We start from the raw sequence: 15,050 nt of genomic DNA, 5'->3' as shown, positions 1-15,050 counted from the left end.
AAGGTTGACACGTCGAGGGTGGCCGGTACACGGGAAGCTGGTTTCAGACTTTTGTTTGCGAGCGAAAAAAAGAAGAGCTAAACCTAGATAATTCCCGGCGAGAACAGCTGCATTGACTTTAAATCATTATTTATGTATTCGGCGATACGTCTGGCATCATGCTGTACCCACCCCAAAAGTGCAGATCCTCTGCAGGACAGCCACGGAAGACCGATGAAATATAGGCCTGGAATATTAGAAATACCATTGAACTGGGTAATTTCTTGATGTTCATTAAAGAGATGATTGATTTGGATCCAGGAGAAATCCGGGCGGAACCCGGTTGCCCAAATGATATTGTCAGCCTCAATATAGTGATCGTCCGCAAAAAACACAGTACGTGACTCCGCGCTGGCTGCCCTCGGAAATAGCTTGATTTTCCCTTCTTTTAATCGTTGTTTTAATTGGTATCCATAGATTTGCTCAGGTTGTTGGCGTAACCATTTCCCGCGTTTGGTGTGATTTCCGGCCTGTAAGAAACCCAATTTGTCGTAATACCAAAAAATGCTCTTTCCCAATATGTACAGAGGTTTAAAATGGAGCTGGTTTGATGCGGATAAATAGACATCAAAGTCATTTGACAGTTCTACTGCAATTTGTGCACCTGAATTTCCTGCTCCCACGACCAACACGCTTCCAGGTGTAAGCTGGCCGGGATTCCGGTATGCGGAAGAATGAAGCTGAGTCGTATCATTTGAAATGGACTGGCTTATGGCTGGAACATACGGTTTATGAAAAGGCCCTGTAGCCACGATTACATTTTTGGATTGAATCGTTCCTCTGCTAGTCTCCACCTCAAATCCCCTTGGAATGGAGGTTAACGATTTGACTTCCGTATCCAACTGAATCGGAAAATCAAAGGTTAAAGCGTATTCCGATAAGTATGCGGCAACCTCATCTTTTGTAGGGAGACCATTCGGATCCCCAGGCAAATCAAGACCAGGTAAACGGCTGTAATTCCTGGGTGTGAATAATTGTAAGGAATCGTATCTGTTGCGCCAGGAATCGCCTAAGGCTTTGGCTTTATCGATTAACATCAATGGTATTCCTTTTTGCTTTAAGAAGTAGGCAGCTGCAAGACCAGCCTGTCCGGTACCAATAATCAAGACATCCAGCATAGAAATTCCTCCAAGTAAAATAAATGTTGATTATATAATACATGATCATTTGTTCATATGTAAATGAAATGAATAGAATCTTCGCTTAAAGCCAAGTCCAGATATATGGAAAAGAGTGGGATTATACCGATGAGAAGCAAGCAAGAAAGAAAACTGCCGGTTCAACGGCAGTCTTCTTCTCACAAGGACTATATGGTTGAAAAGAGGAGATTTATCTTATTCCAAAGTTCTTACTCCCTTGACTGCGAGAGGTTATAGATCCCAAACTCATAAAAGGAATATCCATAATCGGTGGCTCTTTCAATCCCCTGAAATTTAACGTACCTGGCTGTAACGGGGGCAAAATGGACCGTTTCTTTGCCATCATGGGCCGTAATGATGCCATCATTGTCCTGGATCACGCTGCTCCAGTTCTGCTGGTCGTTGGAGACAAGGATTTTGTAAGTTTTGGCGCGGGCTAATTCCCACTCGATCCGGACCGTATCGAATGCTTTAGCTTCGCCTAGATCGACCTGGAACCAGCTGTCATTCACGTAGTTGCTCGCCCATCTTGTCGAAGAAAACCCATCGACGGCATATTTCGGCGCCAAGGTCGAAACGGAGCCTTCGACGGAAGAGGCGGTTACGGTTTTATTTTCCGCCAGGTTACCAGCAAGATCATACACCTCTTCTTTCAGCGAAGCATAAGCCGTATCGGAAACAATACGATCCGCGTACAGTTGATCCAGCTTTACATTGAAACCTTTGAGGAATTGATCAAACTGCGCAGCATTCTTTCCTTCAAAACGCTTCATCTGGTCCAGCTGCGCGTTCAACGAGCGGGGAGCTCCGGGCGTCGTGAACTGCTTTTGCTCGGCGAAGAGGTTCACATGAGCTTTCATGGTGTCAGCGGTAGTTGCCGCCCGGATTGTGTAAGCTGTCGTCTTGGATTTGGCAGCCGCCACGGTAATGGCCAGTTGATGCTTACCCGGCATTCCCTTCAGATCAATCGGCGTTCCCGGGGCGTAGGGTTTGCCGTCGAAAGTGGCCGTTACCCGGGTCAAACCGCTATCATCGTCTTGCACTTCCCATGTGAATGCAACTGTTTCAGTATTGGGAACAACTACATCGCCATTTAACTTTTGTCCGTTGATAAATACGTCTGCTTCAGGTGGTGTACTGTTATGAATGTCGTATGTTCCGTTCAAGTATTGATACAGCCAGTCATACATGAGACGCAGGCCGGGATCTTTGCTCACCGCCAAATTATAAACCGCATTATTTCCCTGGTAATAAGCTCTGAATCCCTTTTGCATCAAGCCGGTTGCGGCGCCGCTGTTCAAGTAATCGATATAACGCTCACGGAATACGCCGTCCTGAAGCATCCGGTCATCAAATTCGACTTCATTCGACATTCCGTACCGCTTTGCAGTATTTGCGGCATCTTCCAGCCGGTCTTGATCCATGCCGCCAAAGAAATAGTTCGGTTGAAGGGCCGCGGCATCAAATCCTACGTCTTTCCACATATAGCTTTTATAAGCCAAAGAGTGGGGGATCCAGAAAAATTTCAGATTCATGTCATGGATTTTGCCGCTCACGGCTTTAATCAAGCCCGGTCCCGTTTCGCTTGTGCTGATTTGTTCTTCCAGCCAGTACATGCCGACAAGCTCCAGATTGGAATAATTCGCGGCCTGCCATCTTTGCCGGACCTGGTCCAGCCACCACTGAACCGCTTTTTTTCTGTTTTCGAGGGCTTTCTCTTGTCCGACGACAGAGGCATTAAAGCTTAACGATTCCCCTGACCCGTCCACATCGCCAAAATCGTTTAAAGATTCCCCTGGATTCGGAATCATGAGCACAACCTTCTCTTTATAATCAGGTTGGTTCAGCTTGGACCCGACTTCCTTGGTCGCCTCATTCAACTGCTGCATATCTCCCGCAGCTGCAAAGGTTTTGTCCAAATACCAGGTCCAGTCCCCCAGATTTGTTTGCCCCAGACCGAAATCCCGGCCGGCAGGGGAAGCAAGCCCGAGATATAAAACACCGTCAAAAAGCCAGTCGGTAGGTTCCCCGTTCTGATCCACGTAACTGATGTTCGGGATGATCCGTTCCTTGGTCCAGTCCCCCAAACCATCCGCATACTGTCCGTTATACAGCAGATTCAGATTCCGGATCCCGCCCGTAGCTTCGCCCGGCTCCAAAAAATGAGGCTGCTCAGCGGGAACCTTTACCGCTCCGTTCATCTTTCCGTCCGTGCCCATAATTTCAATTTCGTCAATGTATTCCCATAGGGTAGGATGCATCGTGAAAATGACTTTTACATAGCGGGCATAAGCCAGCTTGCCGTCCGTACTCCCGCCTTGGATTCCGTCCCGGCTGCCGTCCCACGCAAACATTTCCTGCCTTGGCGGTCCTTCTCCCCAAAGCAGTTGAGTGGCGTTATGGGAGAGAAGGCCCCAATTCTCCTTATCGTCCGAGACATACATCGATACCGTGAGAGGCACGAGGATGGAGTTGGCAGGGTAATCCTGAAAAAAATGGGCGGTTACTTTTCCGATCGACTTCTCCTCACCCAAATCGAACACGACTTCGCGCGCTTTGCCCCGAACATGTCCTACCCAGGCCGGGTCATTCATATCTAGTTGTCCATATTTCCCATCTGTAAGCTTATTCCCGGCATCAGGATGCGACGGATCCGGGGCTTCAGACCATTCATAAGGAAGTCCAAGGGCAAGATTACGGAGCTTTGGCTGCTCCTCATCCGGTGGCGACGCAGGATCATCCGCCGGGGAAATCCCTTTTGCCTGCATCGTCGGAACCAGCTCGCTCGCTTGGGCCGCCGGAACCAGCGACACCATCATGACTGCAGTCATGGCAACCGCAGCCCATCTTTTATACCAACTCATCAAGTTCAGCTCCTTTTCTCAAGTTAAGAAACCGCTTTCAAATTTTGGTCAGCATTTTCTCCGAATCAAACTTTCCGTCACCCCCTCACTGCGATTCGATCTGATAGGTGTAAGTCATGGTGACACCCTCCGCATGATTGATGGTAAATGGGGCCTTGTATGCAAGGCAAGCAACATTTTTTGATGCGTTCGCAATATTTTCATAAGGCTTGGAGGGAGGGGATTTCATTGTCTTTTTTGTGTATCGGTGTATTTTGTTTTGGATATGTTAGCATCCAAGAAATCTATCATTTTTACGAATAGAATACATCATAGATTTCGAGGAGGTGAGATCCATGCCGAAAAAACCACGGGTAAAGCAAGGGGACGACTTGATGATCGTTGCCGATGCCTATGTGTTGTATTCCCAAAACATTTCTTTAAACACGGATGCATTCAGAGCGGCCGTACGGACGCGGAATGCACAAGCCGTCCGCAATATTCTAGGACTCCCCAGACCGTCTTCCATCTCGTTCTTTACGGCTCAAGACGGGAGACGTTGTGTCAACATTGTCTTTTCTTCAGGAACAACCTCAGGCAGATTAACGATCTGTGTACCTCGCCAATAGTATTTTAAGCGTAGGGAACTCCAAGCTGTCTAGCTTGGAGTTTTTTGATGTTCACTTGTCGTCCGGCCCGAATGAATAAACGGCTTTTTAGCTATAAGTATCAAGACATGCTGATGTTGTTTCTATTACCATACATAGAAGAACGGCTTAAGATAACCATCGCTATGGCATGCGAACTGAGCATAGAAGGAAATGGGTCCAGGCTGGCGAACTCCTCAGTTAACCTGAATTTTAATAAGGGAAATTATGGTATGAAGGGGGCGTTTAAGGAAATGAAAACGATTCGCAGCATGTTCGAGCAGCTGTATTGGGCCGACAAGCGCATACTGGATGCGCTGGACGCTGGCGGGGATGGGGAATCCGACGCCGAAGCGGTCCGGCTGCTAAGTCATACTCTGCGTGCGGAGCAGGTGTGGTTCACCCGGCTGCAGGGACAGGACAGCAACCACCTGCCGCTTTGGCCAAACGATAGTCTGGATGACTGTAAACGTCTTGCGCAAGAGATGCGGGAAGCCTTCAGCGCATATCTCGCTGAGCTAACCGACGAACGTCTGGACGATGTGATTTCCTACATCAACCAGTACGGGAGGTCGTACCGGACATCTGTTCAAGACATTTTGACTCATCTTGCGCTGCATGGCCAGTATCATAGGGGGCAAATCAACATGAAGCTGCGCTCTGCTGGCATGGAGCCGGTCAACGTGGATTATATTACATTTGTGCGCCTGCAGGGACAGTAATCCCCCGTTCTCACTCAAGCGAAAAAGTCATAACCACAGATCGTGGCTATGACTTTTTTGGATGACCGGTGCTCAGTTCGTACGCTAGAAAATATGCCCCAGCTTGTCGGGGTTTCGAACAATATAGATGTTGTGGATCTTCCCATCTTCGAAGTGAAAGAGCAGCACTCCATTGACTGCGCTGTCTTCCGAACGCATCAGTATGGCAGCTTCTCCATTGACTTCCCCCATTTCGACAGTCGTTCCTTCTCCAAACATGGCTGCTTTACGCATACCGCCGAGAAGGTAGCGGCCAACCCGTTCCCTGGAGACAACCGGATGGACCGTTGCAACCACTTTGCCGCCACCGTCGGCAACCAGCACGACATCTTGGTCCAGCAGCGATAAAAGCTGATCCATGTTCCCTTTCTTGAGCGCTCCCATAAATCCATGAACCCACTGCTGGCTCTCAGGGTGGATCTGAACGGGCTCATCGGAGATCCGGCCCATCTTGGCGCTTGCACGGCTGAACAGTTTCCGGCAGCTCACTTCGCTTTTTTCCATAAGCTCGGCGATCTCGTTGTAATTGAAGCCCAGCGCTTCGCGTAGGATGAACACGGCACGCTCGGAGGTCGTCAGGTTTTCCAGCAGAACAAGCATTCCATAAGAGAGGAGATCATCTCTTTCCAATGCTTCCGTTGAATCGTCGTTTAACATGAGAAATGGCTCGGGAAGCCATTCTCCATAATATTCCTCCCTTTGTTTTCGTGCCGATTTCATCATATCTTTACAGTGGTTCGTGACCATTTTGCACAAAAAAGCCTTGGGCTGCGTTAAACGTTCCCGTGGGACATCATGTACCTTCACAAAAACATCCTGCACGGCGTCTTCCGCATCGGAAACCGAACCCGTCAATTGATAAGCAAGCTTGAATAACAGCTTCTTGTACTGCTTGTAAAGATCCTGCATCCGACTTGCTCCTTCCGCAGCTGAATTTCTATTTTCACCTTAAAGGAATCAGGACTTTTACACAACCCTTACCGCCACTCGACGATCTCATCGAGGCTTTGCCTTGCTTTTGGACGTTTGGGGTCCTCTTGCCGGTATCCGAAAGCAACCATACAGGATACGCCGAAATCGCCAGTTCCGATGATACCCTCATTTTGTAAAATAGAGGTCACCTGCTTTTTATCAAAACCTTCGATGGGACTGGAATCAATGCCGATTTGAGCCGCGGCTGTCATCATGTTGGCCAGTGCGATATACGTTTGTCTGCATGCCCATTCAAACAGGAGACGGTCATTATTTTCGAGCTCCGTTTCGATGAAGGTTTTGTAGAACCCGGAAACCCGCTGCACCACTTCTTCTGGCATATGCTGGATGTCTTTCAGCATTTTCATGACATGAGCCGAATCATGCCTTAAGCCTTGTCTGGCCAAAATCACAACAAAATGGCTCGCCGTAGGCAGTTGTCCCAGGGCACCGCCCGTGACAGGTTTTAACTTTTCGCGGAGCGCCGCATCCTGAATCACGACAAACTTCCAAGGCTCAAGGCCAACCGAACTCGGAGACAATCTACCTGCCTCCAAAATAAAGCGGAAGTCTTCATCCGGGATTTTTTGGCTGCTATCAAATACATGGCAAGCATGTCTGAATTGAAAAGCCTTTAAAATTTCTTCTATTTTATTCACCGCTGCGATCATATGGGATCAACCTTCTTTCGTGGGTTTACACATATAACGAGGTAAGGCTGGCATTTGTGACCGCTGCTCAAACGCGACTCTTGGTTCATTTACAATGCGGAAGTCCTGTGTTAAATTTAATCGTGTATCAACAAGTGATATGTTGTTTCATCCTGTGAAACAAACGGACGACGACCGTGGACAATTCGATTCGGAAGCTGATGATGATTTAAGGGGGAGAGTCTATGATGGATGAGTCGAGGAAAAACCAGGTAAAGCAGCAGTTTTCCCGGAATGCGGATAAGTACGTGACGAGCGCTATCCATGCCAAAGGCGAGGATCTGGCCTGGCTTGTGTCATGTGCCAAAGCCAATGCGAATATGAATGTGCTTGATATCGCAACAGGGGGAGGACATGTGGCCAATGCGCTTGCCCCGCTGGTTCGGCATGTAACGGCCTGTGATTTAACCCGTGAAATGCTGGCGGCAGCAGAACGCTTTATCGGCGGAAATGGACACACGAACGTTAGCTACATAACGGGAGACGCGGAGCAGCTGCCTTTTGAAGATGAATCCTTCGATCTGGTGACCTGCCGGATCGCCGCGCATCATTTCACAGATGTTCCGGCGTTTGCCGCCGAGGCCTTGCGGGTTGCCAAACCTGGAGGGAAACTGCTCTTCATAGACAACGCAGCTCCCGAGCAGGACCCTTTGGATCAATTTTATAATGATATCGAAAAGTTACGGGACCCGAGCCATGTCCGGGCATGGAAGAAATCGGAGTGGATTCATCTGCTCGAAAGCACCGGCTTCCGTATCGAGATGGCCGTCTGCTTCCCGAAACCGTTCCGGTTTCAGGATTGGTGCGAGCGGGCCGGACTCCCGCAAGCGGAGAGAGAGGCTTTAGAGAACAAGATGCTGCAGTCTGCAGAAGATGTACGCCGGTTTTTCTCGATATTTTCTGATGAAAACGGCAGGCTTTCCAGCTTTTCCGGAGAATCCGTCTATATTCAGGCTGTCCGGGTGGAGTAAGCAGAGCTTGGACTAACCAAAATCGGGAAGGGGAAATAACGGATAATGAAATGTGCAATTCTGGACGATTATCAACGGGTTGCCTTATCGATGACGGACTGGTCGGCCGTCGCGGAGCAAGTCGAGCTCCGTGTATTCGATCATCATTTCGATGACGAAGAGGAGCTGGCTGCTGCGATCGAAGATTGCGAGATCGTCGTCATCATGAGGGAGCGGACGCCGTTCCGGGAATCGCTGTTCCGGCGTCTGCCGCGCCTGAAGTTGCTGGTGACGACAGGCATGCGCAACGCCTCGGTCGATCTGGCCGCGGCTGCGGAACGAGGCGTCGTCGTATGCGGGACGCAAGGAGGCGGCGAGGGGACGACGGAGCTGACCTGGGCGCTCATTCTCGGGCTCGCAAGAAGGCTGGTACAGGAGAACGAAGCGCTGCGCAGCGGTGGAGCCTGGCAGAGCACGATCGGTGTAGACCTGCTCGGCAAGCGGTTAGGGCTGCTCGGCCTCGGCCATATCGGAAGCAACATCGCGCGCATCGGGCAGGCGTTCGGCATGGAAGTTATGGCCTGGAGCCAGAACTTGACCGCCGACAAAGCCGCCGCCGCGGGGGTGAAGCTCGCATCGTCGAAGGACGAGCTGCTGGAGAGCAGCGATTTCGTCTCCATCCATGTCGTGCTCAGTGACCGCACGAGAGGGTTGATCGGCGCGCGGGAGCTTGGACTCATGCGTCCGTCCGCTTACCTCATCAACACCTCGCGGGCACCGATCGTTGACCGTGAGGCTTTGATCGATGCTTTGCGCAGCGGTAAGATCGCGGGTGCCGGCCTGGACGTATTCGAGCAGGAGCCGCTGCCTTTAGACGACCCGCTCCGGACGATGCCGAACGTGCTGGCCACGCCGCATATCGGTTACGTTACCGAAGCGACCTACCGCGCCTACTTCCGCGGCATCGTCGAGGCGATCGATGCGTACCTGAAAGGCTCACCCGTGAATGTGATTGGGTAACGATATTCAACCCATATGCCAATAAGCTAAGCCCCCGTTAGGGGGCTTTTTTGTGTGGTAAACATCGAGTATGTCCTTGCAAGGACATACCGCTGTTCATGCATTAACCCATATAAGCAGTTCAATGGGAGGGGGAATCAATCTAGCATTTAAAAAATAGTCTTTTAATCGTTCATATTCGCCTTTCCTCTCTTTCTCTTATCTTCATAGTATGTTGATATATTACAAGATTGGAGGAATGAACAGATGGCAGTTAGTCCTAGTCCGCTTTGTAAACAATTCGCTTCCATTTTGAAGGCGACTCCGCAGGTTATTAACGGTGTTTGTACGGCTTCATCGGTCAGAAACAACATTAAGCCAAGGATTTTAGGTAAGAGAACCAAATCATTTCTGGCCATCCCGCAGGCTTTTTCCTTTGAAAACATTGGCCGTGACGGGAAAGCCTTGTGCCTTGGCGAAACCGTTATTTTAACCGCAGAAATCAATCCTTTTATTTCCCGACTTCGCAGTCATGGTATCAAGGTAACCGCGCTGCATAACCACTGGTTGTTTACGAACCCTAATATTTGGTATATTCACTTCGAAAAAAATGCGAAACCGTTAACTTTCGCAAGAGACGTTCGGGATGCGCTCGATGTCCTGACAACGAAAACGGTTCGGCCTGTTATGATTAAAAAATAATCAACAGGTCAAAAAGGTCCGCCAAAGGCGGATCTTTTTTGTCTCTGCTCAGAAGCGATCATCACAATATCGGTGCCAATTAATAGTCCGAAGAGATCACGTCCCGATGTATACAGGCTTCCCGCGAAGTGTTATCAGCCCACATTGATGGGAATTCTTCTATTGTGTTAAAATTTCTTGTGTTTGTTCAATGATATGAGCTTGCCAAACAGCAAGCTGGCGTAGGAGGGTTCGAACATGAAAATATTGATCGTTGGCACAACGGGTACGCTTGGAGCGGCGGTTCGCCATGAATTGGAGCAGAGCCATGAGATCATTACGGCCGGACGCAAAGGGGCTGACGTCACCGTCGATATGTCGGTACCTGAAAGCATCATCGCCATGTATGATGCCGTCGGCAAGGTCGATGCGGTGATCTGCACCGCTGGACAAGCTTACTTCGGTCCGCTGCGGGAATTAACACCGGAACGTAATGAAATCGCGGTCTTAGGGAAGCTGAAAGGACAAATCAACCTCGTGCTGCTGGGGTTGGACCATGTAAATGATCAAGGAAGCTTTACCCTGACCACCGGTATTATTATGGACAGTCCCATTGTGGGCGGAATCTCATCCGCGATGGCGGGCGGCGCCATCAAAGCCTTCGTACAGTCGGCAGCCATTGAAATGCCAAGAGGAATCCGGATCAACAACGTCAGCCCGAACGTACTGGAGGAGTCCATGGATACCTATGGTCCTTATTTCCCGGGCTTTGAGCCTATACCTGCTAGAAGAGCTGCCTTAGCGTTCCGGAAAAGTGTGGAAGGTGCCCAGACCGGACAAACTTATACGGTCTATTGAAGTAAGACGACCGGACGAATATTGTTATCCGTAAAGTTGAAGCCAGGCTAACGAATGTAGCTGTCAGCGAACAAGAGCTTTGGCAGATATGCAGAGCCAGTGGTTGGAGGATATCCAGCGACTGGCTCTTTTTATGCAGTTCCTCGTTCTGCTATCCTCTACAGGATCCGAAGGTTGGTAAATCGAATGATGGAACCCCAGGTCCTATCTGCCACTAGCGTCTTTGTCATAGGTCTGGACGTAAATACCGTCCCCTTCCTGCCATTCGGCGATCAGAACGTCTTTATAATCGGTTATGTGATACGGTTCCAGCTGTGCTCTCAACCAGGATTCGTCAAATCCGAGATCCTTGATTTCGTCCCACAATACTTTCCCGTCGCGGATGATCGTTACGGGAACGTAAACCGGTTTGTCAGGCAGATTCAAATCCTCCCCGGTCGTTTTCTGATACCGGGACTTTTTTAAAATGCTGAGGGAGCCGTCGGCCTCCAAATAGCAGAAGGCGACCTCCCGAATCGAGAAGGTTTCGCTCTGGCGGAGCAAGCTTTGCAGCTGGTTTATGTTCATCCGGTTTTTCTTCAGCGCCTGAAGATCCAGGACGCCGTTTTTGATCAATGCAGAAGGCTTGCCCTCAAATATCCCCCGGAAAAACAGCGATTTTTGCCCCAGGTATTCGATGATGACAAGCAGCACTCCCCACAGGCAGATGGAATAGATGATATAAGACAGCCCGACTTTCGGTTCATACAAGGCGTTCCCGAGCAGTTCTCCAAACACGATGGAGGCGATGAAGGTGAAGGGCGTAATTTGTTTGATGATTTTTCTTCCGGCAAATCTCACGATCACGAACAATAAAAAAAATCCGACGATTAGTTTGAGGGTTACGGGCCCTAAATGAATTTCCGGCATATCATTAACCTCGCAGCGGTTTCTATTTTGGAATACATTCTATGTATGCCCATATTGCGCCCGATATTTACTATCGACGTTTCAAGCAGGACGGTAACACAAAAGAACCGGCATTTGGCCGGTTCGTGAATTAAGGATAAGTATGTGCATCTAAAGACTTGGATTTCCGATATCGCAAGGAAAGCTTCCGCTAAGTGCAGCCTGCTTTCCTTGAAGATTCGTCGATCGGCGTTTTTCTAATGCGGCGAGTGGAGGAATGAAAGACAGATGTTACAGTTTGCTTACCGTCAGCAATCTTTTTCCCATGAACCATATGACAGTGCCGGTGCCCCACAGGATCAGGGCGGACCCAAGGCCGACTACGGACATATAAGCATTGATGTGAGCCGCACCAAAGCTGGCCTCTACAGGCAGGAACAACAGTGTTGCGAGCGCGAGCAGACACAGTAATGCCCCGGTTAGATGATAAAACTTGACCCGGAACAAAGAGGCCAGCGGGAAAAAGTGAATTCCGACAATCAGAGCGGTCACGATGGGGATCAACGCCGTGCGGCCGGCGGCATTGCAGACGGCAACCGCAATGGCGATTGCGGCACCCTCTGCCGCAAAGACGATATTGAAACGGATGGCGATCCGTTTGCCGGGCCTGGGATCAGCTACTGCGCTTTGATCCTTGATCTTCCGCGACCCGCGGATCAGCGAGGCACCTCCGATGAACAGCACAATCCCAATGGCGACAGCTGCGGCTAACCACAAAGGAGCTGCGAACTCCTGCAATCCCATGATGCCGGTATACGCCCACAGCGTACCGAATAAGGCCATAAAAAAAACGCCGCTTGCCGTTCCGCGTATGGCGGAACTATGGATGGTGCCAGATGGTTTTTTCATAATGTTAACTCCTCCGAATGGATATGATCTTCACTGGATTCATCATATCAAAAGGACCGAAACTCCCAGTATTCACGGTTGTCATGACTTTGATATGACAGTTGTCATCAATTTCCCTATGCTCAAACGCCGCCATGTTTCGGCAGTATGCCATGCAAAATAAGCCGGCCGGCAATGGGCGCCGGTCAGCTTCTTCAGATCGTATTATTTTGTCCGCAAGTACCGCTTGTCCTTCAGGAATAACCACCAGAACAGAATAAACACCGGCAGCAGAATGACGGTGCCGAAGCCGTAGCCCCAGAGCAGCGACACGAACATCGAGTGGTTCGTAAAACCGGCCTCCACGGTCAGGTCGGGGTGGACGATGTAGGGCATATGCGCTCTCCCGTAGGCGTAGCTCGCCAGGGCAAACTGCAGAATCACGGCGACGACGGACAGGCGCAGCCAGCCTTTTCTGCCGTTTTTCCGGCGGATCCACAGTGCACCGTACCCGATGGCAAAAGCGACGACCGACAGCAAGAACCACATCGACTGCTCCTGCATTCGGGCTACGATCCATAACGCTTCCGGAACCATCGTAAACGTCGCCAGGACGGCCATCGCCAGCGCCAGCGGCCCCAGAACGACCGCAATGGAGCGATAGTGCTGCGAGACCTGTTCGTCGCCGGCTTCCCGGCCGTAGTCGGACAGGAACAAGGCGGACAGGAACAGCTCGGTCAGAATGCCGAAGCCGACGTGGGCGTACAGCGTGGCGCTGGTCAGCAGCTTCCCGAACTCGAGCTGGGGAAACCCCTGGCTCATGTGAATAAATCCGCCGAGCGAAATCGGCAGCACGCTGACGAGCAGACCGGGGATCAGCAGTCCGGTGACGCCGGATACGATCCGGAGCGCCAGTTCATGCTTCTGGACAGAGTACGAATAGACGATGAACGCGCTCCGAAACAGCAGCAGGACGAGCACCAGGCTCACTGGCACAAGCAGGAGCGTGCCCAGGACATAAGCGGCCCGGGGAAAAAAGCCGACCAGCGCGACCACGAGCAGGACGAGGAAGACGTTGGTCACTTCCCAGGAAGGGGACAGGAAGCGATTCGCGATGTCGGCCGCATGCGGATTCCGTCTGCTGAACACCATGGACCAGAAGCCTGCGCCGAAGTCGATGGAACCGGCGATGGAATAGATGAAAATAAAGCACCAGAGAATGGTGATTGCAAGCTGCGTGTCGCTCATAGGCTTCTCCCCTCTCCGTTTACGCCCTCCACCCCGTCGAAGGTGACCGGATGCCGTTTGAAATAGTAGTACATCACCACGGCCGTGACGATGAGCAGAAAAACATACAGGCCAAGGAAAAGGACAAACAGCGAACCGAGATGCTGCGCCTTCGTCGCGGCCGACGCCGTCGTCTGCATATGGTAGATCGTCCACGGCTGACGCCCCGTACAGCTGAACACCCAGCCCGTTTCAATGCCGATCATGGACAGCGGGCCGGCCAGCAGCAGGGCGGACAGCAGCCACCTCGGATAGGGGCGCTTGGTCAGCAGCCGCAGACCGACCGTAAAGGCCGATGCGAGGATCAGCAGCGTGCCGATCCCGACCATGACGTTGAACAGCGTATGAATGATCAGCGGAGGCCACTGATCCTCCGGAAAATCGTTCAAACCCTTCACCACCGTGTCGAACCGGTTGCCCGCCAGAAAGCTGAGCGCCCACGGAATTTCGATGGCGCCTTTAATACTGCGGGTTTCTTTATCGGTGACACCGCCGATCGCGAGCGGCGCATAGGCTTGGGTCTCAAAGAGCCCCTCGGCGGCCGCCAGCTTTTCGGGCTGATGCTCATGCAGCATTTGTGCGGTTTCGTGGCCGCTAAGCGCCGTCATGAGCGAAATGATGCCGCCGATAAGCAGTCCCAGGAACAGGCTCTTCTGGTGATAGGACCGCTCGCGGTCCGACGATCCACGCTTTAGCAGCTTATAGGCGGCTACCGAAGCGACCGCGAACGCGCCGGTCATATAGGCCGACAGCAGGACATGCATGGCCGTCGTCGGCAGGCTCGGGTTGAACACGGCCGCCCATGGATGGACGTCAAACACCCGGCCGTTTTCCATCCGGAAGCCGCTGGGCGTGTTCATCCAGGCGTGAGCGTCGGTAATGAGCACGGCGGACATGCTGGATCCGATCGCAACGAAGATGACGCTCAGAATCCGCAGTGTTCCCGGAAGCCGATCCGCTGCGTAGACATAGATGGACATGAACAGCGCCTCGAGGAAAAAGGCCCAGATCTCAATCTGGAAGGGAAGCGCGATCACTTGGCCGACGATTTCCATAAAGCCGGGCCACAAGAGGGACAGCATCACGCCGACCAGGGTTCCCGACGGAATGGCGACGCCAAGGAGAATGGCGAGGCCTTTGGTCCAGCGTTTGGCGAGCGTGGCGTAGTCCTTGTCCTTTTTCACCTGGTACAAAATTTCCGCGATCACGATCATGAAGGGGATGCCTACCCCGAGTGTCGCAAAGATGATATGAAACGCCATGGACGATCCGAACAGTGACCGTGCCAGCATAACGTTATCCATAAGAAGCCTCCGTTCTGAGCGTAAAGTCGCATCTTATTGTGAACCAAGGTTATCCAAAGTATTCCTGCGCAGATAAATAACGCC

14 protein-coding genes are annotated in these 15,050 nt (G+C 51.2%); 6 read left to right on the top strand and 8 right to left on the bottom strand.

The annotated features are described in order from the left end of the window. Positions 1-83: 83 nt before the first annotated feature. Together K2F33_RS30685 and K2F33_RS30680 are read right to left on the bottom strand one after the other, a co-directional pair. Complete coding sequence (locus K2F33_RS30685; RefSeq protein WP_263880425.1) at positions 84-1,157, bottom strand: flavin-containing monooxygenase; 1,074 nt, start codon at positions 1,155-1,157, stop codon at positions 84-86. Between the two features lie 230 nt (positions 1,158-1,387). After that, positions 1,388-4,042, bottom strand: a complete 2,655-nt coding sequence (locus tag K2F33_RS30680) for a DUF4855 domain-containing protein (RefSeq protein ID WP_263880424.1) — start codon at positions 4,040-4,042, stop codon at positions 1,388-1,390. A 335-nt stretch (positions 4,043-4,377) separates the two neighbouring features. Between K2F33_RS30680 and K2F33_RS30675 the strand changes: the two genes are divergently transcribed. Both K2F33_RS30675 and K2F33_RS30670 read left to right on the top strand, forming a co-directional pair. Further along, positions 4,378-4,650 (top strand): hypothetical protein, encoded by a 273-nt coding sequence (locus tag K2F33_RS30675; protein ID WP_145022703.1) that lies wholly within the window; start codon positions 4,378-4,380, stop codon positions 4,648-4,650. A gap of 272 nt (positions 4,651-4,922) precedes the next feature. Beyond that, positions 4,923-5,390 carry a DinB family protein gene (locus K2F33_RS30670; protein ID WP_263880423.1) on the top strand — a complete coding sequence of 156 codons (468 nt, stop codon included), beginning with the start codon at positions 4,923-4,925 and terminating at the stop codon, positions 5,388-5,390. Between the two features lie 84 nt (positions 5,391-5,474). Here K2F33_RS30670 and sigJ read toward each other — a convergent pair whose 3' ends face one another. Next, the gene (gene sigJ / locus K2F33_RS30665) at positions 5,475-6,338 is read right to left on the bottom strand and encodes an RNA polymerase sigma factor SigJ (RefSeq protein ID WP_089546297.1); all 864 of its coding nucleotides are present in this window, start codon (positions 6,336-6,338) and stop codon (positions 5,475-5,477) included. 68 nt (positions 6,339-6,406) lie between these two features. Further along, positions 6,407-7,072 carry an NAD(P)H-dependent oxidoreductase gene (locus K2F33_RS30660; protein WP_412973952.1) on the bottom strand — a complete coding sequence of 222 codons (666 nt, stop codon included), beginning with the start codon at positions 7,070-7,072 and terminating at the stop codon, positions 6,407-6,409. Between the two features lie 227 nt (positions 7,073-7,299). On the opposite strand from K2F33_RS30660, the gene K2F33_RS30655 reads away from it, so the two are divergent. The 4 genes from K2F33_RS30655 to K2F33_RS30640 all read left to right on the top strand — a co-directional run bounded on the left by K2F33_RS30655 (position 7,300) and on the right by K2F33_RS30640 (position 10,599). Continuing rightward, positions 7,300-8,082, top strand: coding sequence for a class I SAM-dependent methyltransferase (locus tag K2F33_RS30655; RefSeq protein ID WP_263882484.1), 783 nt, complete (start codon positions 7,300-7,302; stop codon positions 8,080-8,082). 45 nt (positions 8,083-8,127) lie between these two features. Next, on the top strand, positions 8,128-9,081 hold the full coding sequence (locus K2F33_RS30650) for a D-2-hydroxyacid dehydrogenase family protein (protein WP_263880422.1): 954 nt from the start codon (positions 8,128-8,130) through the stop codon (positions 9,079-9,081). Between the two features lie 246 nt (positions 9,082-9,327). Then, entirely contained in the window at positions 9,328-9,762 is a 435-nt protein-coding gene (locus K2F33_RS30645) for a DUF1259 domain-containing protein (RefSeq protein ID WP_263880421.1), read from the top strand. A 237-nt stretch (positions 9,763-9,999) separates the two neighbouring features. Further along, positions 10,000-10,599, top strand: a complete 600-nt coding sequence (locus K2F33_RS30640; protein ID WP_263880420.1) for a short chain dehydrogenase — start codon at positions 10,000-10,002, stop codon at positions 10,597-10,599. 204 nt (positions 10,600-10,803) lie between these two features. Here K2F33_RS30640 and K2F33_RS30635 read toward each other — a convergent pair whose 3' ends face one another. The 4 genes from K2F33_RS30635 to K2F33_RS30620 all read right to left on the bottom strand — a co-directional run bounded on the left by K2F33_RS30635 (position 10,804) and on the right by K2F33_RS30620 (position 14,966). After that, positions 10,804-11,508, bottom strand: a complete 705-nt coding sequence (locus tag K2F33_RS30635) for a DUF421 domain-containing protein (protein WP_076168942.1) — start codon at positions 11,506-11,508, stop codon at positions 10,804-10,806. 270 nt (positions 11,509-11,778) lie between these two features. Further along, positions 11,779-12,396 carry a hypothetical protein gene (locus tag K2F33_RS30630; RefSeq protein WP_089546303.1) on the bottom strand — a complete coding sequence of 206 codons (618 nt, stop codon included), beginning with the start codon at positions 12,394-12,396 and terminating at the stop codon, positions 11,779-11,781. Positions 12,397-12,600: 204 nt separating this feature from the next. Continuing rightward, positions 12,601-13,623: a cytochrome d ubiquinol oxidase subunit II gene (locus K2F33_RS30625; protein ID WP_089546304.1), complete on the bottom strand. Its 1,023-nt coding sequence runs from the start codon at positions 13,621-13,623 to the stop codon at positions 12,601-12,603. After that, the gene (locus K2F33_RS30620; protein ID WP_089546305.1) at positions 13,620-14,966 is read right to left on the bottom strand and encodes a cytochrome ubiquinol oxidase subunit I; all 1,347 of its coding nucleotides are present in this window, start codon (positions 14,964-14,966) and stop codon (positions 13,620-13,622) included. The genes K2F33_RS30625 and K2F33_RS30620 overlap by 4 nt, the downstream gene beginning before the upstream one ends. Positions 14,967-15,050: the final 84 nt, after the last annotated feature.

This window comes from Paenibacillus sp. PSB04, from assembly GCF_025809195.1.
Taxonomy (GTDB): domain Bacteria; phylum Bacillota; class Bacilli; order Paenibacillales; family Paenibacillaceae; genus Paenibacillus_AQ; species Paenibacillus_AQ favisporus.
This window is presented reverse-complemented; position numbering and strand designations above follow the sequence as displayed.

Coding starts and splice junctions, on each gene's coding strand:
- K2F33_RS30680 (WP_263880424.1), bottom strand. CDS start 4,042: ATGAGTTGGTATAAAAGATGGGCTGCGGTTGCCATGACTGCAGTCATG.
- K2F33_RS30655 (WP_263882484.1), top strand. CDS start 7,300: ATGGATGAGTCGAGGAAAAACCAGGTAAAGCAGCAGTTTTCCCGGAAT.
- K2F33_RS30675 (WP_145022703.1), top strand. CDS start 4,378: ATGCCGAAAAAACCACGGGTAAAGCAAGGGGACGACTTGATGATCGTT.
- K2F33_RS30620 (WP_089546305.1), bottom strand. CDS start 14,966: ATGGATAACGTTATGCTGGCACGGTCACTGTTCGGATCGTCCATGGCG.
- K2F33_RS30640 (WP_263880420.1), top strand. CDS start 10,000: ATGAAAATATTGATCGTTGGCACAACGGGTACGCTTGGAGCGGCGGTT.
- sigJ (WP_089546297.1), bottom strand. CDS start 6,338: ATGCAGGATCTTTACAAGCAGTACAAGAAGCTGTTATTCAAGCTTGCT.
- K2F33_RS30660 (WP_412973952.1), bottom strand. CDS start 7,072: ATGATCGCAGCGGTGAATAAAATAGAAGAAATTTTAAAGGCTTTTCAA.
- K2F33_RS30670 (WP_263880423.1), top strand. CDS start 4,923: ATGAAAACGATTCGCAGCATGTTCGAGCAGCTGTATTGGGCCGACAAG.
- K2F33_RS30630 (WP_089546303.1), bottom strand. CDS start 12,396: ATGAAAAAACCATCTGGCACCATCCATAGTTCCGCCATACGCGGAACG.
- K2F33_RS30625 (WP_089546304.1), bottom strand. CDS start 13,623: ATGAGCGACACGCAGCTTGCAATCACCATTCTCTGGTGCTTTATTTTC.
- K2F33_RS30645 (WP_263880421.1), top strand. CDS start 9,328: ATGGCAGTTAGTCCTAGTCCGCTTTGTAAACAATTCGCTTCCATTTTG.
- K2F33_RS30650 (WP_263880422.1), top strand. CDS start 8,128: ATGAAATGTGCAATTCTGGACGATTATCAACGGGTTGCCTTATCGATG.
- K2F33_RS30685 (WP_263880425.1), bottom strand. CDS start 1,157: ATGCTGGATGTCTTGATTATTGGTACCGGACAGGCTGGTCTTGCAGCT.
- K2F33_RS30635 (WP_076168942.1), bottom strand. CDS start 11,508: ATGCCGGAAATTCATTTAGGGCCCGTAACCCTCAAACTAATCGTCGGA.